This is a genomic window from Streptomyces griseoviridis, from assembly GCF_005222485.1.
GTDB lineage: Bacteria > Actinomycetota > Actinomycetes > Streptomycetales > Streptomycetaceae > Streptomyces > Streptomyces hintoniae.
The window spans coordinates 5,892,480-5,914,986 of sequence record NZ_CP029078.1 but is presented as its reverse complement, the minus strand read 5'-3'; the positions used below and the strand labels follow the sequence as shown (position 1 = coordinate 5,914,986).

Genomic DNA, 22,507 nt, shown 5'->3' with positions numbered 1-22,507 from the left:
ACACCGCGCCCGGACCACCGCCGGACGTGTACGACGGAGATGTACCCGCCCGTGCGGGCGGGAACACGGCTCCGAGGTGCAAAAACGTCACCTCCAGCGGCCGATCTCGACGTTCTCCAGCACGCCGAGCGCGTCCGGCACGAGGACGGCGGCCGAGTAGTAGGCCGTCACCAGGTAGTTGATGATCGCCTGTTCGTTGATGCCCATGAAGCGCACGGACAGGCTCGGCTCGATCTCGTCCGGCAGACCCGTCTGGTGGAGGCCGATCACGCCCTGCTCGGCCTCGCCGGTACGCATGGCGATGATCGAGGTGGTGCGGGCCTCGGTGACCGGGATCTTGTTGCACGGGTAGATCGGCACCCCGCGCCAGGTCGGGATGCGGTTGCCGGCCACGTCGATGGTCTCGGGCACCAGTCCGCGCTTGTTGAACTCGCGGCCGATCGCGGAGATCGCGCGCGGGTGGGCGAGCAGCAGCTTGGTGCCGCGCCGCCGGCTGAGCAGCTCGTCCAGGTCGTCGGGGCTGGGCACACCGTCGTGCGGCTGGAGGCGCTGGTCGTACTCGCAGTTGTGGAGCAGCCCGAACTCCCGGTTGTTGACCAGCTCGTGCTCCTGGCGCTCCTTCAACGCCTCGACGGTGAGCCGCAACTGGTGCTCGGTCTGATTCATCGGCTGGTTGTAGAGGTCGGCGACGCGCGAGTGGATGCGCAGGACGGTCTGCGCGATGCTCAGTTCGTACTCGCGGGGGCGGGCCTCGTAGTCGACGAAGGTGTGCGGGATGTCGGGCTCGCCGCTGTGGCCCGCGGCGAGGTCGACGGCCTTCTCACCGTATTTGTTGGTGCTCTGCTCCGGGATCGCGCGGACCGCGGCCAGGTGGTCCCGCAGGGAGTCCGAGCGCTCCGCGATCTGCTGGACGTCCTGACGGGAGAGGGCGAGGACCGTGCAGGCGGTGACCGCGCGGGCGCCGTGCTCCCAGACGGCGTCGTCGGAGAGCAGGGCGGCCTCGCCGAAGTAGGCGCCGTCGGCGAGGACTCCGAGGACCGCCTCGTCACCGTAGGGGCCGGTACCGACCCGCTCCACCCGGCCGTGGGCGAGCAGGTAGACCTCGTCGGTCGGGGTGCCGTCCGAGACGATCACGTCCCCGGGGGCGAACTCCCGCTGCCTGCACCGCTGGGCCAGTTCGGCGAGGACTTCCTCGTCGTCGTAGGAGCGCAGCGCGGGCAGCTCGCCCAGCTCCGCCGGGATGACCTCGACCCGGTCGCCGGTCTTCACGAACGTGATGCGGCCGTCCCCCACGGTGTAGGTGAGGCGCCGGTTCACCCGGTACGCGCCGCCCTGCACATTCACCCACGGCAGCGTGCGCAGCAGCCAGCGCGAGCTGATCTCCTGCATCTGCGGCGCGGACTTGGTCGTGGTGGCCAGGTTCCGCGCGGCGGCAGTGCCGAGGCTCTGCTGCGGCTTGTCCTGCTCCGTACGGACCTCTTCGCCTACCGACATATGAGAATTGCCCTCCCTGTCAACGCCGACGCCTTCGCGCTCCGGCGCATCAACGTGCTCACGGGCAACCCTTTCATCACGGAGCGTGCTGATGCTATTACCCGAAAGAGCGGGAATGGACCACCTCCGACCGGGGCATGATCAGCGTCCCCGGGGGTTCGCGCATCCACCCAAACAGGCCGAACTCCCCCACTCCCCCGCCACCTGATGTCCGGATCGAGTCGCACGCGGTCCGAACAAGGCATGCGGACGGTCTCCTTCCGGTACAAGCAGCGGTACGAGCGGCCGTGCACGACGGCCGTCGTCGCAGCACGGAAGAAAGGGGCGGTCATGGCCTCACCCATGTCCGCGGGCACGTTCCTGCGCGCCCTCAAGGCCGAGGGCGTCACCGTCGTCGAGGTCGGCGACTGGCAGCACCACAACCGCAACGAGAAGGGGCCGTGGGGTCCCGTGCACGGCGTGATGATCCACCACACGGTGACGAGCGGCACCGCGAAGACGGTCACGCTCTGCCGGGACGGCCACGAGGATCTGCCGGGCCCGCTCTGCCACGGCGTCATCACCAAGGACGGCAAGGTCCACCTGGTCGGCTACGGCCGCGCCAACCACGCCGGGCTCGGCGACGACGACGTGCTGCGCGCGGTCATCGCGGAGAAGGCGCTGCCGCCCGAGAACGAGTCGAACACCGACGGGAACCCGCACTTCTACGGCTTCGAGTGCGAGAACCTCGGCGACGGGAAGGACCCCTGGCCGCAGGCGCAGCTGGAGGCGATCGAGCAGGTCGCCGCGGCCGTCTGCCGCCACCACGGCTGGACGGAGCGGTCGGTGATCGGTCATCTGGAGTGGCAGCCGGGCAAGGTCGACCCGCGCGGCTTCACGATGGCGTGGATGCGCGGCCGGGTCCGGGACCGACTGAAGTGACGCGGGCGGGGGTCCGGGGCCGGCTGAAGTGACACGGGCGGGTCCGGGGCCGGCTGAAGTGACACGGGTAGGTCGGGGGGGGGCCTGCTCCGGGTGACTCGGGTCGGCGGGGGACGGCGGTCCCGGGGCTCGGGAAGCGCGCGGGAGGGCCCCCACGGGCCCGTCAGGGGCGGTCGAGGCGACCTGGCGGGGCGGGGGGCGTCCGCGGTCGTTCCTGCCCGGACCTCGCAGGTCACAATGGGAACGTGACCGGCAGCGCCCCCTTCGATCCCCTCGACCCCGCCGACGCTCGCGACCCCACAGGCCACACCGCTCCTGAAGGCCCCAGCGGTTCCAGCGGTCCCAGCAGGCCCATGGTTCCCAGCGATCCCGGTGATCCCCGCGATCCCGTCGCCGCCCTCGAACCCCACGCCGCTCACGGCTCCCACCCCGCCCTCGATCCCCGCTCCGTCCTCCGCCCCCGGCTTCCGTCGCCGGTGCGGGAGTTGACGGACGGGCGGTTCGAGCGGTACGGGGTGCGGCTGCTCGTCAAGCGGGACGACCTGATCCAGCCGGACCTGGTCGGCAACAAGTGGCGCAAGCTGGCGCCGAACCTCGCCGCCGCGGCCGGCCGTACCGTCGTCACGTTCGGCGGGGCCTACTCCAACCACCTGCGCGCCACGGCCGCCGCCGGCCGCCTCCTGGGGCTGCCCACGGTCGGTGTGGTGCGCGGCCAGGAGCTGGTCGACCGGCCGCTCAACGCGTCCCTGGCCCGGTGCGCTGCCGACGGCATGCGGCTGCGCTTCGTCGACCGCTCGACCTACCGGCGCCTGCCCGAACCCGCGACGCTCGCGGCCGTGCTGCGCGCCGCGGACGCCACGCGCGCGTACGTCGTCCCGGAGGGCGGCAGCAACGCCCTCGCGGTGCGCGGCTGCCGTGCGCTCGGTGCGGAGCTGCGCGGCCACGCGGACGTCGTCGGGGTCGCCTGCGGCACCGGCGGGACGTTGGCCGGGCTGGCCGCGGGGCTCGGCCGGGAGCAGCGCGCGCTGGGCGTCGCGGTCCTCGGGGGCGGCTTCCTCGGCCGGGACACGGCGGCCCTCCAGGAGGCGGCGTTCGGCCATCGGGTCGGGGCGTGGAGCGTCGAGGACCGGTTCGCCTTCGGCGGCTACGCGCGCGTGCCGCCCGCTCTCGACGCGTTCGCGGCGGACTTCGAGGACCGGCACGGCGTCCCCGTCGAACGTCTCTATGTCGCCAAGTTGCTGTACGGGCTCCTCGCCCTCACCGAGGAAGGCGCCTTCCCGCGCGGGACGACGGTGGCCGCGGTGATCACCGGGGCGCCGTTCGCGGAGTGATGCCCTGCTCCCGCGGTTCGGCCGACGCCCGCCGGGTGTTGTCGGTCTTCGGGTGGTCGTCGCCGAGAACGCGCCGCCGGTCGGCGAGCGGCGCCTCGAACTCGGCCGCGGCGCGTTCCGTGCGGCCCCGCGTCCGCGCGGAACTGGGCGAGGTTGTGCCGGGTGACGGGCGTCTCGGGGTGTTCCGCGCCCCCGAATCCGGGCCGTGCGGGTGATCGGGGCCGTCGCGAGGTCGACCGACCTCAGCCACCCTTCGAGCAGCGCGCGGTTCCGGTGAAGTAGGCCCTCCCGGCGCGCAGTTCGAGTTCCAGGACTCCCCGGTGACGCGCTGGCCGAGAGCACGCACCCGCACGCCGCGCTCGTCGGCGTCGCCGAACAGACTGACCAGGCGGTGCCGGCTGACGCAACGCGGGGCGGCTTCCGCTTCCTCCACCAGGAGTTCGGGAGGGTCTCCGCCGACCGGGCCGTCCGCAGGCGGGCCGCCGGAAGCGTCTCGGCAGGCGAAACGCCTCCGGAAAGAGCGTCCGTACACCGCCTTCCGTACGGGTCGTCGGATGGAGGGTTTTCGGCCGAATCGTCCCCACGATCGGCGCCCGGGGACAGCCCGTCCGCCCGAGCGTGCGCCGCGCACGCGGCCACACAGGTGCGCGGCGGCTGCGTGGTCAGCACCCGGGCCGGGGACCCGTCGGGATCGTGCGTCGGCGCCAGTTCGAGCAGCGAGCCGGCCAGTCAGCGTGGACGCGGCCGGTCGGCATGCTCGACGGACAGCTCCCGGCCGACGACGACCGTCTCCCGGTGTGCGTCCGCCTCCTAGTGGCCGACCGACTCCCAGTAGCCGACCGTCTCCCAGTGGCCGACCGGCAGCCCACCGGCCTCGGGCAGCAGCCCAACGGCCTCGCGCAGCAGCCCGTCGGCCTCGGCCAACAGGTCGGCGAGGTATCTCCCGCGGTCCCGCAGCCGCCTGCGGATTCCCCGCGCCCGAGCCCCTGATCGACGGGGCAGGAGGCCCGAACCGCGCTTCTGTCACGAGCAGAGACGGCCGGCGGGATGGAGGGGGAGGAGCCGGACTCACATGGTCTCCCGGTACGCCGCCGCCTCCTCCAGGTCGAGGCGTCTGAGGAGGGTGCGCAGCATCTCGTCGTCGATGTAGCGGGCGTCGCGGAGTTTCACGAAGACGGCGCGTTCGGAGCTGATCATCTCGCGCGACAGCCTGCGGTAGACGTCGTCGGCGGTCTCGCCCGTGACCGGGTTGACCTGCCCGAGGCGTTCCCAGACGGCGTTGCGGCGGCGTTCGAGTACGGTGCGCAGCCGGTCGGCGAGCGGGGGCGGGAGGGCGTTGCGTTCGTCCGCGAGGAGTGCGTCGAGCCGCTGTTCGGCGGCCCGGGACGCCTGCGCCTGGGCGTTGGCCTCGGCGAGCGTCTCGGCCCGGGTGTCGCGGCCGGGCAGCTTCAGGAGCCGGATCAGGGTGGGCAGGGTGACGCCCTGGACGACGAGGGTGCCGATGACGGTGGTGAACGTCAGGAAGAGGATCAGGTTGCGGCCGTCGAAGGGGGCGCCGTCGTGGAGTTCGACCGGGATCGAGAAGGCGATGGCGAGCGAGACCACGCCGCGCATGCCGGCCCAGCCGATGACGAAGGGGCCCTTCCAGCCTGGGCTCTCCTCGCGCCTGCGGATGCGGGCCGACAGCAGCCGGGGCAGGAAGGTCGCCGGGTAGACCCAGACGAAGCGGGCCGCGACGACAACCAGGAAGACGGCGACGGCGTACCAGGCCGCGCTGAGCCCCTGGTAGGCGCCGAGGCCCTTGAGGACGATCGGCAGTTGCAGGCCGATCAGGGCGAAGACCGCGGACTCCAGGACGAACGCGACCATCTTCCAGACGGCTTCCTCCTGGAGGCGGGTCGCGAAGTCGACCTCCCACGCGCGGTGGCCGAGCCAGAGCGCGACGACGACGACGGCGAGGACACCGGAGGCGTGCACCTGCTCGGCGGCGGCGTAGGCGACGAACGGGATGAGCAGGGAGAGGGTGTTCTGGAGCAGCGCCTCCTTGAGGCGGGTGCGCAGCCAGTGCAGCGGCACCATCAGCACCAGTCCGATGCCGACACCGCCGAACGCCGCGAGCAGGAACTCGCCGATGCCGCCGGCCCAGGTGGCGCCCTCGCCGACGGCCGCCGCGACCGCGACCCGGTAGGCGGTGATCGCGGTGGCGTCGTTCACCAGGGACTCGCCCTGGAGGATCGTGGTGACCCGGGAGGGCAGGCCGACCCGGCGGGCGATCGCGGTGGCGGCGACGGCGTCGGGCGGCGCGACCACGGCGCCGAGCACCAGGGCCGCCGTCAGCGACAGGCCGGGCACGATCCGGTAGGCGGCCCAGCCGACCACGAGGGTCGCGAACAGCACGTACCCGACGGAGAGCAGCGCGACGGGCCGCAGCTGGGCTCTGAGGTCGAGGTAGGAGCTGTCGGTGGCCGCCGTGTACAGCAGCGGCGGCAGCACCAGGGGCAGCACGATCTCCGGGTCGAGGGTGTAGTCGGGCACCCCGGGGATGTACGACACGATCAGGCCGATCGCGACCAGCAGCAGGGGTGCGGGCACCGGTGTGCGCCGGGCCGCCGCGGCCACCGCCGCGCTCCCCGCCACCAGCAGCAGCAGTGGCATCACGTCCATCGTCCTCGCCCGCCCTCGTCTTTCCGCGCGGTCGTCCCCGCGGGGGTCGTAATCTGGCAATCATGAAACAGTGCACGCACGCCGACGCGCTGCCGCACCCGGAACCCGTCCCGCTGAACGAGACGTGCCCCGAGTGTCTGGCGCAGGGCACCCACCCGGTCCAGCTGCGGCTGTGCCTCACCTGCGGTCACGTCGGCTGCTGCGACTCCTCGCCAGGACAGCACGCCACCGGCCACCACAAGGATTCCGGTCACCCCGTGATGCGGACGTTCGAGCCGGGCGAGAGCTGGCGTTGGTGCTTCGTGGACCACGTCCTGGTGTGAGCCGGGGCGACTCCGCTTCAGGACGGTTCGACCGTCCGACGGCTGGGTACGTCAACCCGGCGCGCGCTCTTCCCAATTGGGCCCGCAGACCCCCTAGCCACGGAGCGTATTCATAGGTTTACTATGAGTGACGGCAAGGGGATGGGGTCCTGGGGACAGGACAGTTCGGAGCGCGATAGCGTCACCGCTGAACCACTCATCGCGTCAACCCCGGGGGGCGACCCCCGGCCCCGAAAAGCTTGTACCACCTTGGAGGTGAGGGTGTCCCAGATCGCAGGCGAGCCCGCGACCCAGGACTTCGTGGAAGTCCGGCTGCCGGCCGCGGGTGCCTACCTGTCGGTGCTGCGTACGGCCACGGCCGGCCTCGCGGCCCGTTTGGACTTCACCCTCGACGAGATCGAGGACCTCCGCATCGCGGTGGACGAGGCCTGCGCGATCCTGCTCCAGCAGGCCGTGCCCGGCTCGGTGCTCAGTTGTGTCTTCCGACTGGTCGACGATTCGCTGGAGGTCACCGTCTCGGCGCCGACCACCGACGGCCACGCCCCGTCCCGCGACACCTTCGCCTGGACGGTCCTGTCCGCCCTGGCAGGCAAGGTCTCCTCCGCGGTGGACGACGACAAGACCGTTTCGATCAGCCTCTACAAACAGCGCGGCGCGGGACCCGGGCCGGCGTGAGGACAGGGGAAGGGCCGGTGCGTGACGAAGAACGCGGCACCCGGGAACCACCGGCCGACGGCACAGACGGTTCCCGGCGCACGGGGGACGCCGTCGACGGCGTGACCGGCATCCCCGAGCAGGCCCGCCCGCACCCGCAGGACGACGGGGGACGGGAGGGGGAAGGCGCCTCGCTGAGCGCGCCCCCGGACGGGCGGAACGGAGTCTCACCGGTCCGCCCGGAGGCGAGAGCTCAGCGAAGGACAACGGGCGGGACGATGAGCGAGCACCAGCGAGACGAGCAGCAGGCTCCACCGGCCGCGCCGCCGGCCACCCATCACGACGTGCACGACCGCAGTGGGGCGCGGGCGCTGTTCATCGAGCTGCGGGGCCTGCGGGACGGCAGCCCGGAGTACGCGGAGCTGCGCAACCGGCTGGTGCGGATGCATCTGCCGCTCGTCGAGCACCTCGCCCGCCGCTTCCGCAACCGCGGCGAGCCGCTGGACGACCTCACCCAGGTCGCCACCATCGGTCTGATCAAGTCGGTGGACCGCTTCGACCCGGACCGCGGGGTCGAGTTCTCGACGTACGCGACACCGACGGTCGTCGGCGAGATCAAGCGGCACTTCCGGGACAAGGGCTGGGCGGTGCGGGTGCCGCGCCGGCTCCAGGAGCTGCGGCTGGCGCTCACCACGGCGACGGCGGAACTCTCCCAGCAGCACGGCCGCTCCCCCACCGTCCACGAACTCGCCGAGAAGCTGGCGATCTCGGAGGAGGAGGTCCTCGAGGGCCTGGAGTCGGCCAACGCCTACTCGACGCTCTCCCTCGACGTGCCGGACACCGACGACGAGTCCCCGGCCGTCGCGGACACCCTGGGCGCGGAGGACGAGGCGCTCGAAGGCGTCGAGTACCGCGAGTCCCTCAAGCCGCTCCTGGAGGATCTGCCGCCCCGGGAGAAGCGGATCCTGCTGCTGCGCTTCTTCGGCAACATGACGCAGTCGCAGATCGCCCAGGAGGTCGGCATCTCGCAGATGCATGTGTCGCGCCTGCTCGCGCGGACCCTGGCGCAGCTGCGGGAGAAGCTCCTCGTCGAGGAGTAGCCCCGCGCCCGCCGCGGCGGTCTACTTCCCGGCGCCGCGCTGCTCCTCGCCGCGCTTCGCGTCGTCGCTCGCGGCCCCGGGCCCTCGGATGCCGAGGGCCCGGTTCGTCTCCGGGTGCAGCAGCAGCGCCAGCGCCACGACGGCGACGATCCCGAGGACGATCCCGGCGGGGATGGCCACGCTGTCGGCCTGGAGCAGGGTGTAGGCGACCGGCAGCGCCATGATCTGGGTGATCACCGCGGGCCCCCGGCTCCAGCCGCGCAGCCCCAGCAGCCCGCGGGCGGCCAGCAGCGGCAGCAGCGCGAGCGCGAGCAGGGTGATCCCGCCGGTGACGGCGGAGCGGCGGTCGTCCGGTTCCCCGGTGAGGCCCCCGACGAGCATCCACGCGCCGCCGACGACGAGCGCGACCCCTTCCAGCGCGGCGAGCGCGGCGGCGTACGTCAGCCGGCGCGGGCGGCGGTCGGCGGAGCGGACGGCGGGGTCCTCGGTGGCGGGGTTCGGCTCACTGGTCACCTGAGCAGGGTAGCCGTCGGCGGCGCGGCGCCCGGGGCCGTCCGTGGCGAGGCTCACGCCGTCACCTCTTACCCGATCCCTACCTCGGCCTGTGCCGGGTACCACCCAGTAGGTAACCTGCAACGCATGCGTGCACTCCTCGTGGTCAATCCGGCGGCAACCACCACAAGCGCACGTACGCGCGATGTCCTGATCCACGCGCTCGCCAGCGAGATGAAGCTGGAGGCGATCACCACCGAGTACCGGGGGCACGCGCGCGACCTCGCCCGGCACGCCGCGGACAGCGACGACATCGACCTGGTGGTGGCCCTCGGCGGCGACGGCACGGTCAACGAGGTGGTCAACGGTCTGCTGCACGCGGGCCCCGACCCCGAGCGGCTGCCGCGCCTCGCGGTGGTGCCCGGCGGCTCCACGAACGTCTTCGCCCGCGCGCTCGGCCTGCCGAACGACGCGGTCGAGGCGACCGGCGCCCTGCTGGACGCGCTGCGTGAGAACAGCGAACGCACGGTGGGAATGGGGCGGGCCGAAGGCACCCCGGGTACCGACGACGAGGCGGCGCCCGCCCGTTGGTTCACTTTCTGCGCGGGTCTCGGATTCGACGCGGGTGTGGTCGGGCGAGTGGAACAACAGCGCGAGCGCGGCAAGAAATCCACGCACGCGCTCTATCTCCGTCAGGTCATGCGCCAGTTCCTCCAGGAGCCCAACCGCCGCCAGGGGACTATCACTTTGGAGCGTCCGGGGGCCGATCCCGTGACCGATCTGGTGCTCTCCATAATCTGCAACACCTCGCCGTGGACGTATCTGGGCAATCGTCCGGTGTACGCCGCGCCTAAGGCTTCGTTCGATACCGGGCTCGACGTAGTGGGTCTCAGCCGCATGTCGACCGTGGCGGTTGCCCGGTATGCCACACAATTGCTCACTTCGTCCCCCGACCGGGGACCCCATGGCAGGCATGCGGTGGCCCTGCACGACCTGGACCAGTTCACCTTGCATTCGAAGGCCCCCCTCCCCCTCCAGATGGACGGCGACCACCTCGGACTGCGCAGAAGCGTGACGTTCACAGGCGTACGCCGTGCACTGCGTGTGATTGTGTGAGCAGAAAAGGCCAAAGTCCTTTCACTCGAACGTTTAGGCCAGGGTCCACCCCATGGAAGTACGGCTGTGACCTAGTCGACACCGAGGAATCAAAAAAAACTTTCCAGAAGGGGTTGTATCCGCCGCTGAGGTTTGCGAGTCTCTACGTGGCGATCGGGACGGCCCGCAACACCAGCCTCCACAGATCACCGGAACCCCTCTTCGAAACACAGGACCACACCAGGGAACCTGGCGGTAGGCCCTTCACTTGTTGAGGGATTCGTGAAAGCGTTCACATTCACAAGCAACTTGCACGTAATACCAAGGAGAGGTAGCAGCCATGGACTGGCGTCACAACGCCGTTTGCCGCGAGGAAGACCCCGAGCTCTTCTTCCCCATCGGCAACACCGGTCCTGCGCTGCTGCAGATCGAGGAAGCCAAGGCCGTCTGCCGTCGCTGCCCGGTTATCGAGCAGTGTCTGCAGTGGGCGCTTGAGTCCGGCCAGGACTCCGGCGTCTGGGGTGGTCTCAGCGAGGACGAGCGCCGTGCCATGAAGCGCCGCGCCGCCCGCAACAGGGCTCGTCAGGCTTCCGCCTGACCACATCCACCCCGTACACAGCCTGAGCTTGGCGGCGCGTACAGCGAGTACGCATCTCCCGCCCCCGAGCCGCAGCGCGCAGTACCCCGATGCGCTTACGCTTAGCGAAAAAGCAGCAACGAGCGAAAGGCCCCGGACCTCCAAGAGGTCCGGGGCCTTTCGTTTTCGGGGAGTTGACACTGTCGGTGAGTTGACGTTGTCGGGGAGTTGCCGCCGTCGGTGAGTCGACGCTTTCCGCGTCCTACTTGTTGGCCCGCACCGGTACGTCCAGGATCACCCGGGTCCCCCGGCCGGGCGCGGGCACCATGTCGAACGTCCCGCCCAACTCGCCCTCCACCAGCGTCCGTACGATCTGGAGGCCGAGGTTGCCCGCGGTGTGCGGGTCGAACCCCTCGGGCAGGCCGACGCCGTCGTCCTGGACGGTGACCAGCAGGCGGGCCTCCTTCGAGGTGCCGCCACGGACCGCCGACACCTCGACGGTCCCGGTCTCGCCCTCGCCGAAGCCGTGCTCCAGCGCGTTCTGGAGGATCTCGGTCAGCACCATGGAGAGCGGGGTGGCGACCTCGGCGTCCAGGATGCCGAACCGCCCGGTACGCCGGCCGGTGACCTTGCCGGGCGAGATCTCGGCGACCATCGCGAGCACCCGGTCGGCGATCTCGTCGAACTCCACCCGCTCGTCCAGGTTCTGAGACAGCGTCTCGTGGACGATGGCGATCGAGCCGACCCGCCGTACCGCCTCCTCCAGCGCCTCACGGCCGCGGTCGGACTCGATACGGCGGGCCTGGAGCCGCAGCAGGGCTGCGACCGTCTGGAGGTTGTTCTTGACCCGGTGGTGGATCTCCCGGATGGTCGCGTCCTTGGTGATCAACTCGCGTTCGCGGCGCCGCAGTTCGGTGACGTCCCGGAGCAGCACGAGCGAACCGATCCGGGTGCCCTTCGGCTTGAGCGGGATCGCCCGGAACTGGATCACCCCGTCGTGCGCCTCGATCTCGAACTCGCGGGGCGCCCAGCCGCTGGCGAGCTTGGCCAGGGCCTCGTCCACCGGCCCCCGGGTCGGGGCGAGTTCGGCGGTCGTGACACCCAGGTGCTGGCCGACCAGGTCGGAGGCGAGGCCCATCCGGTGGTAGGCGGAGAGCGCGTTCGGGGAGGCGTACTGGACGACGCCGTCCGCGTCGAGCCTGAGCAGGCCGTCGCCGACCCGGGGGGCCGCGTCCATGTCCATCTGCTGGTTCGGGAACGGGAACGAGCCGGCCGCGATCATCTGCGCGAGGTCGGACGCGCTCTGCAGATACGTCAGTTCCAGACGGCTCGGGGTGCGCACGGTGAGCAGGTTGGTGTTGCGGGCGATGACCCCGAGGACCCGGCCCTCGCGCCGTACCGGGATCGACTCGACCCGGACCGGGACTTCCTCGCGCCATTCGGGGTCGCCCTCGCGCACGATCCGGCCCTCGTCGTGGGCGGCGTCGAGCATGGGGCGCCGGCCGCGCGGGACGAGATGGCCGACCATGTCGTCCTGGTAGGAGGTCGGCCCGGTGTTCGGGCGCATCTGGGCGACCGAGACGTACCGGGTGCCGTCGCGGGTGGGGACCCACAGGACCAGGTCGGCGAAGGAGAGGTCGGAGAGCAACTGCCACTCCGAGACCAGCAGATGCAGCCACTCCAGGTCGGAGTCGTCTAGGGCGGTGTGCTGGCGGACCAGTTCGTTCATGGAGGGCACGGAAGGGAGCGTACCTCCCGGTTTGCGGGGCCCCTCGGGACACCCGCGGGCCGCGGCGCCTGGGAGGGACCCTCAACCCTCCCGGCACCGCAGCCCGGAGCAGCATCGGCCGTGGGGTGTGCGGTCCCGGTCGGCCGAAGGATGAGGATCCGGGGCAGTCAGGGCAGAGAGCTCCGGGTCCTCGGTCCGCCCTCCTGTGCGGGGAAGGCGGAAGCTGTGCGTCTGTGGCCGTTGCGAGGCCACTTCTACGATTGTGGACTAGACCACTACGCGTGTCCATGCGTGGGACTGTGTTTGTTGTTGGCGCTTTCGGCGCTCCGTCGCCGCCGCGCCCGCCCCGGTGCGAGCGGATCACCGCGGGCGCTCCGCCGCCGCCAGGACACCGTGGGGCATACCCGGACGCCCGCGCCGCAACTACGTGGACGCCCTAGCATCCTTCCCGCAGCCTAACCCGTGCGCCTCGCCCGTGGGACCGGTCGGAGCGGCCGATCTCGACGGCCGACACCGGCCGGGCACGGCTCGCCCCTCCCCTTCTCCCACCCGCTCGCACCTGGGCCGTCGGAGTCAATTCTGTTAGATTGGTCTAAACCACATAGCCCTCTCCGGACCGTCCGCGTGGACCGTCCCCTCAGATCGGCAGGACCAGCGTGGAAGTTGTCATCGTCCCGGACGCCGCGGCGGGCGGCGAGCTGATCGCCGACGCCCTGGCGCAGCTGCTGCGGCGCAAGCCCGACGCCCTGCTCGGGGTGGCCACCGGTTCGACGCCGCTGCCCGTCTACCAGGCGCTGGCGGCGAAGGTGCGCTCCGGTGCCGTGGACACCACGCGGGCGCGGATCGCGCAGCTCGACGAGTACGTCGGGCTGCCGGCCGACCACCCCGAGTCCTACCGTTCGGTACTGCGCCGCGAGGTGCTGGACCGGCTGTCCATCGGCATGGACGCCTTCCTGGGCCCGGACGGCGCCGCCGAGGACGTGCGGGCCGCCTGCGAGGAGTACGACCGGGCGCTGGCCGAGGCGGGCGGCGTCGACCTCCAGATCCTCGGGATCGGCACGGACGGGCACATCGGCTTCAACGAGCCGTGCTCCTCCCTCGTCTCCCGCACCCGCATCAAGACGCTGACCGAGCAGACCCGGATCGACAACGCGCGCTTCTTCGACGGCGATCTGGCGCAGGTCCCGCACCACGTCATCACCCAGGGCATCGGCACCATCCTGGAGGCCAGGCACCTGGTGCTGCTCGCGACCGGTGAGGGCAAGGCCGACGCGGTCGCGGCGACCGTCGAGGGTCCGGTGGCCGCCGTCTGCCCGGCCTCCGCGCTCCAGTTGCACGGGCACGCCACGGTCGTCGTCGACGAGGCCGCCGCGTCCAAGCTCAAGCTCGCGGACTACTTCCGCCACACCTACGTCAACAAGCCGGAGTGGCAGGGCATCTGAGCACGCGCGGAAGGCGCCGGTCCCGGTGAGGGGGGCCGGCGCCTTCCGCGTTCAGGGGGTGTGACGGCGGCGGTGCGCGCCCGTCGTCAGGGGGGAGGCGACCGCCGGGCGGTCGCCTTCCGTCGTCCTGCGGTCGACTACGTTGTCACGCCTGCTCCGCGCCCGCGATGATCTCCGCCGCCGCGCGGCCGCAGACCCGGGCCGCTCCGTGGGTGGCGATGTGCAGGGCGCCTCGGGGCGGAGCCTGCGGGATGCCCATCTCGACCACCACGGTGTCCGGGCGGGCCGCGAGCAGGGTGTCGAGGGCCGACGCCATCCACGGATGCCGGTGTTCGTCGCGGACGACGGCGACGACGCGACGGGGGCCGGCCGCCTCCAGGGCGTCGCGGCCGGCGTCGTCGCCGGAGAAGCTGCCGGTCCCGGTGCCGGGGAGCAGCCGGAGCAGTTCCGCGGCCACGCCCCACGGGGTCTCGTCGCCGACGGCGATGTTGGCGACGGGGGTGAGGGCGGCGACGTAGGGCGGTGCGGTGAGCGGGGTGAAGGGGGTGGCGTCCGGTCCCGCGTCCGCCGCCGTGATCCGCAGCGCCCGCCGGGCCGCCCGCAGGCCGACGTCGGAGACCGGCCCGCCCGGAGTCGCGCCCCGGGGTGCCTCGGCCGTCGTCCAGGTGGCGAGCGTCCGTACCCGGGCCGCCGCCTCGGCGAGGCGTTCCTCGGCGAGTTCGCCGGTGCGGACGGCGGTGACCAGGGCGTCGCGCAGCCTGCGGACCGTGTCGTCGTCGGCGAGGCCGCCGCCCACGCAGATCGCGTCGGCGCCCGCGGCGATGGCGAGAACGCTGCCGCGTTCGATGCCGTAGGTCGCGGAGATGGCCTGCATCTCCATGCCGTCGGTGACGATCAGGCCGTCGTAGCCGAGTTCCTCGCGCAGCAGGCCGGTGAGGATGCGGCGGGAGAGGGTCGCCGGGAGGTCCGGGTCGAGCGCCGGGACCAGGATGTGCGCGCTCATCACCGCGCGGGTGCCGGCCGCGATGGCCGCGCGGAACGGCTCGAGTTCGCGCTCCGCGAGTTCCCGCGGGCCCACGTCGATGCGGGGCAGCGCGTGGTGCGAGTCGGTGGCGGTGTCGCCGTGGCCGGGGAAGTGCTTGGTGCAGGCGGCGACGCCCGCGGCCTGGAGCCCGGTGACGTAGGCGGCGGTGTGCCGGGCGACCAGGGCGGGGTCGGCGCCGAAGGAGCGGACCCCGATCACCGGGTTGTCGGGGTTGGAGTTGACGTCGGCGGAGGGCGCCCAGTTGAGGTTGACCCCGCAGGCGGCGAGCCGTCGGCCGAGGTCGTGGGCGACCTCGCGGGTCAGCTCGGGGTCGTCCACCGCACCGAGGGCGTGGTTGCCCGGGTAGGAGGACCCGGCGCGCACTTCGAGGCGGGTGACGTCGCCGCCCTCCTCGTCGATGGCGACCAGGACGTCGTCCCGTTCGGCGCGCAACTGGGCGGTCAGCGCGGCCAGTTGCTCGGGTGATGCGATGTTGCGGCCGAAGAGTCCGACGGAGGCGAGGCCCTCACCGAGCCGGCGCAGCAGCCAGTCGGGGGCGGTGGTGCCGGTGAAGCCGGGCTGGAGAACGGTGAGCGCGTCCCGCGTCAGGGTGTCGGTGCCGCTGGCGAATGTCGTCATCGGGGGGCGTTATCCCTTCACGGCGCCCGCGGTGAGGCCCGCGGCCATCTTGCGCTGGACGAGGAGGAAGAGGACGACGATCGGCAGGGCCATCATGGTGGCGCCCGCCATCATCGGGGCGTACTCGGTGCCGTGCTTGGTGGTGAAGTTGCCGAGCCAGACGGTCGCCGTCTGGTTCTTCTGGCTGAGCAGCATGAGGGCGTACAGGTACTCGTTCCACGCCTGGATGAAGCCGTACACCGAGGTGGCGACCATTCCGGGGGCGAGGAGCGGGAAGACCACCCGGATGAACGCGCCGGTGCGGCTGCAGCCGTCGACCATGGCCGCCTCCTCCAGCTCCTTCGGGATGTTGACGATGAAGCCGCGCAGCGTCCACACCGTGAAGGGCAGGATGAAGGTCAGATAGGTGATGATCAGGCCGGTGAGCTTGTCGTACTGGCCCAGGTCGTTGAGGAGCAGGAAGACCGGGATGATCATGGCGACCAGCGGGATCATCTGCACCGCCAGGATGCCGACGATCACGATCTTCCGGCCGCGGAAGGCGAACCGGGAGATGGCGAGCGCGGCCAGCAGCCCGACGAAGACGCCGATCGCGACCACCGAGAGGGAGACGATCAGGCTCCGTCCGACCGGGCCCCAGAAGTCCGCGATGTCCAGCGCGCGGCTGAAGTTGGAGAGCGTCAGGGACGACGGCAGCAGGCTCGGGTCGGGGTCGATGGCGTCCTTGGCCGGCTTGAACGCCGTGTTCAGCATCCAGTAGACCGGGAATCCTGCGACGACGAAGACCAGCAGCCCGAGGACGTTCCAGCCGAGCTTCGACTTCCGGGGCGCGCGTGCGGCGCCCGGGGCGGTCACGGCACTCATTCGACGTCTCCGATCTTCAGCATCTGACGCATGTAGACGGCGACGACACCGAGCAGCAGCAGCACGGTGATGAGGGCGATCGCCGAGCCCTGCGCGTAGTCGTTGACCACGAAGGCACGGTCGTACGAGTACGTGGTGAGGAGTTGGAACTCCGCCTCCGGATGGCCGTTGCGCATCACGAAGACCTGCGGGAAGACGCCCATGTCCCAGATGACCGACAGGGTCGTGAGCATCACGATGATCGGCTTGAGGATGGGCAGGGTGACGTACCGGAAGACGCCCCAGGCGCCCGCGCCGTCGAGCCGGGCGGCCTCCTCCAGTTCGGCCGGTACCTGGGTGAGGCCGGCGCTGAGGGTGATCACCACGAACGGGACGGCGCCCCAGATCACCAGCAGCATGATCACGGCCAGGCCCTGGGGCCCGCTGGCGAACCAGTTGTGGCCGATCATCTCGACGCCGGGGAGCTTGCTGAGCAGCGCGTTGAGGATGCCGTAGTCGGCGTCGAACAGCCACTTGAAGACGGTGGTGGCGACGATGATCGGCATGCCCCAGCTGGCCACGAGCACGATGTTGATCAGGGTCTTGACCCAGCCGGAGACCCGCTGCAGGAGCAGCGCGACCAGCATGCCGATCACCATGGTGAAGACGACCGAGCCGGCCGCGAAGACGATCGTGCGCAGCACGACCTGCCAGAACTCGCCGTCCCCGAGCACCTTGGTGAAGTTGTCGAAGCCGACCCACTCGGCGGGCTGGAAGCCCCAGAGCTGGGACTGCCCGAACTTCTGGAAGGAGAGGCTGAGCAGGCGGAACAGCGGATAGCCGAGGACCAGCGCCAGGATCAGCAGGCAGGGGGCGAGCAGCAGCCACGGAGTGGTCGTCGCGCCGCCCGGGGTCCTCGCGCGCCGCGGCTTCCCGGCGGCGGGCGGTGGCGGTGCCTGCCGCGGTGGCGGCACCTTGGCGGGGGTGGTGGTGTCTGCGGCACTCATCGCGCGCTCCTCAGCGGTCCCTCATCAGGTCGTACGGGTCCCACGAGCCCCGTACCTCCCGCCCTGGCGGTCGTACAGGTCCCACGGAAGGCGGGACCCCGTCGGTGGACGGGGTCCCGCCTCGCGTCACTTGGTGTTGATGACCTTGTCGATCGCGGCGTCCGCTTCCTTCGCGGCGTCCTCGACCGACTTCTTGCCGGTGCCGATGTTCTGGAGCATCGTCTGGAGGACCTGGGCCTTCTCGACCTGGCCCCAGCCGGGCGCCATCGGGACGAACCAGTTGGACTCGGCCGCGGTGGCCGGGACCGCCGTCGCCGGGTCGCTCTTGAGGGTCGCGAGGTCGGTCTTGTTGTTGGGCAGGTTGCCCTTGGCGATCAGGGCCTTCTGTCCGGCGGGACCGGTGAAGGCGTTGATCCACTCGGCGGCGACTTCCTGCGCCTTGGACTTGACCGGCACCGCGAGGTCCGAACCGCCCAGGAAGACCGGCATGTTCTTGCCGGAGGGGCCGGGCATCACGAAGTTCTCGAGGTTGTCCTTGAGCTTGCCGGTCTTGTCGTTCTTCGGGTCGGCGGAGGTCGCGCCCTCCCAGGCCGCACCGAAGATCATGCCCGACTTGCCCTGGCCGTACACGATGTAGCGGTCGGACTCGTCCTTGGTCTTGTCGCCGTGCATGTACTTGTCGACGACGTTCTTGAACTCACCGAGGCCCTTGAGGGACTCGGGCGAGGAGAGGCTGCCCTTCCACTGACCGCCCTCCTCCTTGGCGATGGCGCCGCCGGCGTCGTAGACGAAGGACATGGCCGCGTACCAGTCACGGGTGGGCTGGTACCAGGCGGAGAACTTGTCGCCCTCCTTCTTCTGGACCTTGTCCAGGGCGGCGGTCAGCTCCGCGTACGTCTTCGGGGGCGTCTTGACGCCCGCCGCGGCGAACACGTCCTTGCGCCAGTTGGCGACCCGGCCGCCGGCGTAGTACGGGACGCCGTAGGTCTTGTCCTCGTAGGTCACCGAGGCCTTGAGGCCGTCGAGCCAGGCGGACGAGTTGTCGAACTTGGCCGTGTCGAGGGGCGCGAAGGCGCCCTTGACCATGTAGCCGAGCATCTCGGTGTTGCCCATCTCGACGACGTCCGGCGCCTTGTCGGTGGCGAGGACCGCGTCGAGCTTGGTGTTCTTGTCCGGCCAGCCGTAGTACTCGTGGTTGATCTTGATGCCGGGGTGCTTCTTGGTGATCGCCGCGTCGGCGGCCTTCACCAGGTCGGGCCAGTTGTTCTGAGCGTCGACGGTGAGCCAGACGGTCAGCTCCTTGGCGTCCGCGCCCTGCTTGTCCGAGCCCTTGTCACTGTCCCCGCATGCCGCGATGGAGACCATCATGCCCGCGATACCGATCGCGGCTATCAGCTTGCGCTTCACGCCATCCTCCTCAGGGATGCCACAAACCCCCCTGCCTCCCCGCGGTGTCCGTCGTCGACATACGTACCGCCCGTGGAGCCGGGACCTGGACCAATGGTGTAGACCAGTAGGGGGAGCTTGGCCCAGACCAAGAAGCGTGTCAAGGGTGGCCGAATAGGCTCCGACCAGCCGTTATGGGACCTACATATGCAGGAACCTTTAAGTAAGAAGCCCTCGAAAATCCGGCCGCTTCCGGGGGCGCTCCCGGTAGACCACTTGAGGTGGTGGACTAGACCAACACCGGGTGCGACGGTATACAGAGGGGATCACGAAGCGCGCGGGGCCGCCCCCGCCCGCGACCGTGCCACGATGTGAGCCGTGGCCGACGGGGCGCCGGCCGCATCGGCACCAGGAGCCGGGAAGGCAGAGCATGAGCACCGACGTCGGCAGTGCGGAGAACGAGGGTGGGGCAACCGTCCGTACCGCGCGCGTGCCCAAGTACTACCGTCTCAAGAAGCACCTGCTGGACATGACGGAGACCCAGACGCCCGGCACCCCGGTCCCCCCGGAGCGGACCCTGGCCGCCGAGTTCGACACCTCGCGCACCACCGTCCGCCAGGCCCTCCAGGAACTGGTGGTCGAGGGCCGCCTGGAACGCATCCAGGGCAAGGGCACCTTCGTCGCCAAGCCCAAGGTCTCCCAGGCGCTCCAACTCACCTCCTACACCGAGGACATGCGCGCCCAGGGCCTCGAACCCACCTCGCAGCTCCTGGACATCGGCTACATCACCGCCGACGACCGGCTCGCCGACCTGCTCGACATCACGGCCGGCGGCCGGGTGCTGCGCATCGAGCGGCTGCGCATGGCCAACGCCGAACCGATGGCCATCGAGACCACCCACCTGAGCGCCAAGCGCTTCCCGGCGCTGCGCCGGTCGCTGGTCAAGTACACGTCCCTCTACACCGCGCTCGCCGAGGTGTACGACGTCCGGCTCGCCGAGGCCGAGGAGACCATCGAGACCTCGCTCGCCACCCCGCGCGAGGCCGGCCTGCTCGGCACCGACGTCGGCCTGCCGATGCTGATGCTCTCCCGGCACTCCCTCGACCTGACCCAGCAGCCGGTCGAATGGGTGCGCTCGGTGTACCGCGGCGACCGCTACAAGTTCGTCGCCCGCCTCAAGCGGCCGCAGGACTAACAGAGTTCACATTTCGCACGACCGTCCGTTCCTTCACCGAATCGGCATACCGATATGCCGACGGGGTCTTCCGCAGCTCTGACACCGTGACCTAGATTGCCTGCGCATTGCGCACGTGAAGTGCGGGTTCGCAGCTATTCGCAGCCAGGGGACGGAGCCGCGGTATGTCGGATGTTCGGGAGACGCAACCACCGGTGGTGACACCGGTCCGGGTGGTGATCGCGGTCTGCCTGGTGGCGCCCTTCGTGGCGATGCTGTGGGTCGGGTCGTACGCGAAGACGGACCCGACGTTCATCGGCGTCCCCTTCTTCTACTGGTACCAGATGGCCTGGGTGCTGATCTCCACCGCGCTCACCATGACCGCGTACCGGCTCTGGCAGCGTGAGCAGCGCGCCCGCGCCGCCGCGCAGGGGGGTGCGGCGGAATGAAGGACGGCGTGAACGGCGTCGCGCTCGGCGTCTTCATCTTCTTCTTCCTGGCCGTCACGGTCGTCGGCTTCCTGGCCGCGCGCTGGCGCAAGGCCGAGAACGAGCACAGCCTCGACGAATGGGGCCTGGGCGGACGGTCGTTCGGCACCTGGGTCACCTGGTTCCTGCTGGGCGGCGACCTCTACACCGCGTACACCTTCGTCGCCGTGCCCGCGGCCGTCTACGCGGCGGGCGCGGCCGGCTTCTTCGCGGTGCCGTACACGATCCTGGTCTACCCGCTGATCTTCACCTTCCTGCCCCGCCTCTGGTCGGTCTCGCACCGGCACGGCTATGTGACGACGTCGGACTTCGTGCGGGGCCGCTTCGGCTCCAAGGGCCTCTCGCTCGCGGTCGCCGTCACCGGCATCCTCGCGACGATGCCGTACATCGCGCTCCAACTCGTCGGCATCCAGGCGGTGCTCGACGTGATGGGCGTGGGCGGCGACGACGGCACCAACTGGTTCGTGAAGGACCTGCCGCTGCTGATCGCCTTCGGCGTGCTGGCCGCGTACACCTACTCCTCGGGGCTGCGGGCGCCCGCGCTGATCGCCTTCGTGAAGGACACGCTGATCTACATCGTCATCGCGGTGGCGATCATCTACATCCCGATCAAGCTCGGCGGCTTCGACGAGATCTTCGCCAAGGCCGACGCGAAGTTCACCGCGACGGGCGTGGGCGGACTCGCGCCCCCCGCGGCCGGCCAGTGGACCTACGCCACGCTGGCGCTCGGCTCCGCGCTGGCGCTGTTCATGTACCCGCACTCGATCACCGCGACGCTCTCCTCCAGGAGCCGTGACGTGATCCGCCGCAACACCACGATCCTGCCCCTGTACTCCCTGATGCTCGGCCTGCTGGCGCTGCTCGGCTTCATGGCGATCGCGGCCGGGGTGAAGGTGGACAACGGACAGCTGGCGATCCCGCAGCTGTTCGAGGACATGTTCCCCGACTGGTTCGCGGGCGTGGCCTTCGCGGCGATCGGGATCGGGGCGCTGGTGCCCGCGGCCATCATGTCGATCGCGGCGGCGAACCTCTTCACCCGCAACATCTACAAGGACTTCATCAAGCCGGACGCCACGCCCGAGCAGGAGACCCGGGTCTCCAAGCTGGTCTCGCTGCTGGTGAAGGTGGGCGCGCTGGTGTTCGTCCTCACCATGGACAAGACGGTCGCCATCAACTTCCAGCTCCTGGGCGGGATCTGGATCCTTCAGACCTTCCCGGCCCTGGTCGGCGGCCTCTTCACCCGCTGGTGCCACCGCTGGGCGCTGCTCGCCGGGTGGGCGGTCGGCATGGTCTACGGCACGGTCGCCGCGTACGGGGTGGCGTCGCCGACCCAGAAGCACTTCGGCGGCTCCTCCGACGAGATCCCCGGCATCGGTGAGATCGGTTACATCGGCATGACCGCGTTCGCCCTCAACGCCTTGGTCGTGGTGGTCGCCACCTTCGTCCTGCGGGCCCTGAAGGCCCCCGAGGGCGTCGACGAGACCCGCCCGCAGGACTACACGGCGGACGCCGGCGACCCGGGCGTCCAGGTCGAACTGCCCCCGGCGACGGCGGGTTCCACCCACTGAGACACCCCCAGCACCGCGCACCACCGACAGCGGGCCGCCGATCCGGGAGGACGGCGGCCCGCTGTCACGCTCCGGAACCGTCACCCGCGAGCCGCTGCACCGGCACCCTCGCCGTCGTCCGCGAAGCCCCCGCCGCCGCCCTCGGACGGATGTCCCGACGGGCCCGCGTCGAGCGCACAGGGCCCTTCACGGGGCGTTCCCGAGACACCCGGCGGCCCGCACATCCGACCCCCGGACGCGCGGCTTCCGGGGGCCCCGCCAGATCACTGTGCTCACCTACGAGTTGACGCTCCGAGACCGGCACGACACAACATCTGGGGGTGCTACCGCAGCCCGGCACTAGATGTATGCTCATGCTCGCTGTCGCCGCAGGGGAATCCGGTGCGAATCCGGAACTGTCCCGCAACGGTGTACTTGCGTACATTCGCGTACCCGCGTGCCGTACGCACGTCCAGTCCGAGGACCTGCCGACAGTGCGCCCGGCCTCCCGGTCCGGGTGCCCTGAGACGTCCGGGCCTCGCGGAATGGGCGGTTGGACGCGGCGTGTGTGCGCCCG

At 70.7% G+C, this 22,507-nt stretch carries 19 protein-coding genes and 1 riboswitch; of the genes, 11 read left to right on the top strand and 8 right to left on the bottom strand.

All coding sequences use genetic code 11. The features are described 5' to 3' along the window. Positions 1–87: 87 nt before the first annotated feature. Positions 88–1,494, bottom strand: coding sequence for a family 2B encapsulin nanocompartment shell protein (locus tag DDJ31_RS25680; protein ID WP_127178018.1), 1,407 nt, complete (start codon positions 1,492–1,494; stop codon positions 88–90). A gap of 330 nt (positions 1,495–1,824) precedes the next feature. Between DDJ31_RS25680 and DDJ31_RS25675 the strand changes: the two genes are divergently transcribed. After that, positions 1,825–2,415: an N-acetylmuramoyl-L-alanine amidase gene (locus tag DDJ31_RS25675; RefSeq protein ID WP_127178019.1), complete on the top strand. Its 591-nt coding sequence runs from the start codon at positions 1,825–1,827 to the stop codon at positions 2,413–2,415. Positions 2,416–2,660: 245 nt separating this feature from the next. After that, a complete protein-coding gene (locus DDJ31_RS25670) occupies positions 2,661–3,746 on the top strand; it encodes a 1-aminocyclopropane-1-carboxylate deaminase/D-cysteine desulfhydrase (protein ID WP_240678079.1) in 1,086 nt (361 codons plus the stop codon). 1,068 nt (positions 3,747–4,814) lie between these two features. Here DDJ31_RS25670 and DDJ31_RS25665 read toward each other — a convergent pair. Then, the gene (locus tag DDJ31_RS25665) at positions 4,815–6,410 is read right to left on the bottom strand and encodes a Na+/H+ antiporter (protein ID WP_127178020.1); all 1,596 of its coding nucleotides are present in this window, start codon (positions 6,408–6,410) and stop codon (positions 4,815–4,817) included. A 62-nt stretch (positions 6,411–6,472) separates the two neighbouring features. Between DDJ31_RS25665 and DDJ31_RS25660 the strand changes: the two genes are divergently transcribed. The 3 genes from DDJ31_RS25660 (at position 6,473) to DDJ31_RS25650 (ending at position 8,487) form a co-directional block, all read left to right on the top strand. Continuing rightward, complete coding sequence (locus DDJ31_RS25660) at positions 6,473–6,733, top strand: UBP-type zinc finger domain-containing protein (RefSeq protein WP_127178021.1); 261 nt, start codon at positions 6,473–6,475, stop codon at positions 6,731–6,733. 261 nt (positions 6,734–6,994) lie between these two features. Further along, the gene (locus DDJ31_RS25655) at positions 6,995–7,408 is read left to right on the top strand and encodes an anti-sigma factor (RefSeq protein WP_015657891.1); all 414 of its coding nucleotides are present in this window, start codon (positions 6,995–6,997) and stop codon (positions 7,406–7,408) included. Continuing rightward, positions 7,405–8,487, top strand: a complete 1,083-nt coding sequence (locus DDJ31_RS25650; protein WP_127178022.1) for an RNA polymerase sigma factor SigF — start codon at positions 7,405–7,407, stop codon at positions 8,485–8,487. Before DDJ31_RS25655 ends, DDJ31_RS25650 begins: the two co-directional genes overlap by 4 nt. Positions 8,488–8,508: 21 nt before the next feature. On the opposite strand, the gene DDJ31_RS25645 is transcribed toward DDJ31_RS25650, so the two are convergent. Next, the gene (locus tag DDJ31_RS25645) at positions 8,509–9,000 is read right to left on the bottom strand and encodes a hypothetical protein (protein WP_127178023.1); all 492 of its coding nucleotides are present in this window, start codon (positions 8,998–9,000) and stop codon (positions 8,509–8,511) included. Positions 9,001–9,126: 126 nt separating this feature from the next. Between DDJ31_RS25645 and DDJ31_RS25640 the strand changes: the two genes are divergently transcribed. Then, a complete protein-coding gene (locus DDJ31_RS25640) occupies positions 9,127–10,095 on the top strand; it encodes a diacylglycerol/lipid kinase family protein (RefSeq protein ID WP_127178024.1) in 969 nt (322 codons plus the stop codon). A 319-nt stretch (positions 10,096–10,414) separates the two neighbouring features. Further along, on the top strand, positions 10,415–10,672 hold the full coding sequence (locus DDJ31_RS25635) for a WhiB family transcriptional regulator (RefSeq protein WP_003992873.1): 258 nt from the start codon (positions 10,415–10,417) through the stop codon (positions 10,670–10,672). 241 nt (positions 10,673–10,913) lie between these two features. Here DDJ31_RS25635 and DDJ31_RS25630 read toward each other — a convergent pair whose 3' ends face one another. Beyond that, positions 10,914–12,380 (bottom strand): sensor histidine kinase, encoded by a 1,467-nt coding sequence (locus tag DDJ31_RS25630; protein WP_127182602.1) that lies wholly within the window; start codon positions 12,378–12,380, stop codon positions 10,914–10,916. Positions 12,381–13,036: 656 nt separating this feature from the next. On the opposite strand from DDJ31_RS25630, the gene nagB reads away from it, so the two are divergent. Continuing rightward, a complete protein-coding gene (nagB, locus tag DDJ31_RS25625; RefSeq protein WP_127178025.1) occupies positions 13,037–13,822 on the top strand; it encodes a glucosamine-6-phosphate deaminase in 786 nt (261 codons plus the stop codon). A 145-nt stretch (positions 13,823–13,967) separates the two neighbouring features. Here the strand turns inward: nagB and DDJ31_RS25620 are convergent, their stop codons facing one another. The 4 genes from DDJ31_RS25620 to DDJ31_RS25605 all read right to left on the bottom strand — a co-directional run bounded on the left by DDJ31_RS25620 (position 13,968) and on the right by DDJ31_RS25605 (position 18,742). Next, positions 13,968–15,485 (bottom strand): glycoside hydrolase family 3 protein, encoded by a 1,518-nt coding sequence (locus DDJ31_RS25620; protein ID WP_127178026.1) that lies wholly within the window; start codon positions 15,483–15,485, stop codon positions 13,968–13,970. 9 nt (positions 15,486–15,494) lie between these two features. Then, a complete protein-coding gene (locus DDJ31_RS25615) occupies positions 15,495–16,349 on the bottom strand; it encodes a carbohydrate ABC transporter permease (RefSeq protein ID WP_127178027.1) in 855 nt (284 codons plus the stop codon). Continuing rightward, the gene (locus tag DDJ31_RS25610) at positions 16,346–17,335 is read right to left on the bottom strand and encodes a carbohydrate ABC transporter permease (protein WP_127178028.1); all 990 of its coding nucleotides are present in this window, start codon (positions 17,333–17,335) and stop codon (positions 16,346–16,348) included. Before DDJ31_RS25610 ends, DDJ31_RS25615 begins: the two co-directional genes overlap by 4 nt. A 126-nt stretch (positions 17,336–17,461) precedes the next feature. Continuing rightward, complete coding sequence (locus tag DDJ31_RS25605) at positions 17,462–18,742, bottom strand: extracellular solute-binding protein (RefSeq protein ID WP_127178029.1); 1,281 nt, start codon at positions 18,740–18,742, stop codon at positions 17,462–17,464. A gap of 409 nt (positions 18,743–19,151) precedes the next feature. Between DDJ31_RS25605 and DDJ31_RS25600 the strand changes: the two genes are divergently transcribed. The 3 genes from DDJ31_RS25600 to mctP all read left to right on the top strand — a co-directional run bounded on the left by DDJ31_RS25600 (position 19,152) and on the right by mctP (position 21,951). Then, the gene (locus DDJ31_RS25600) at positions 19,152–19,916 is read left to right on the top strand and encodes a GntR family transcriptional regulator (protein ID WP_127178030.1); all 765 of its coding nucleotides are present in this window, start codon (positions 19,152–19,154) and stop codon (positions 19,914–19,916) included. A gap of 164 nt (positions 19,917–20,080) precedes the next feature. Then, complete coding sequence (locus DDJ31_RS25595; RefSeq protein WP_171480904.1) at positions 20,081–20,344, top strand: DUF3311 domain-containing protein; 264 nt, start codon at positions 20,081–20,083, stop codon at positions 20,342–20,344. Continuing rightward, positions 20,341–21,951, top strand: a complete 1,611-nt coding sequence (gene mctP, locus DDJ31_RS25590; RefSeq protein ID WP_127178031.1) for a monocarboxylate uptake permease MctP — start codon at positions 20,341–20,343, stop codon at positions 21,949–21,951. The genes DDJ31_RS25595 and mctP overlap by 4 nt, the downstream gene beginning before the upstream one ends. Before the next feature lie 347 nt (positions 21,952–22,298). Then, positions 22,299–22,437, top strand: a riboswitch (cobalamin riboswitch). Positions 22,438–22,507 lie beyond the last annotated feature (70 nt).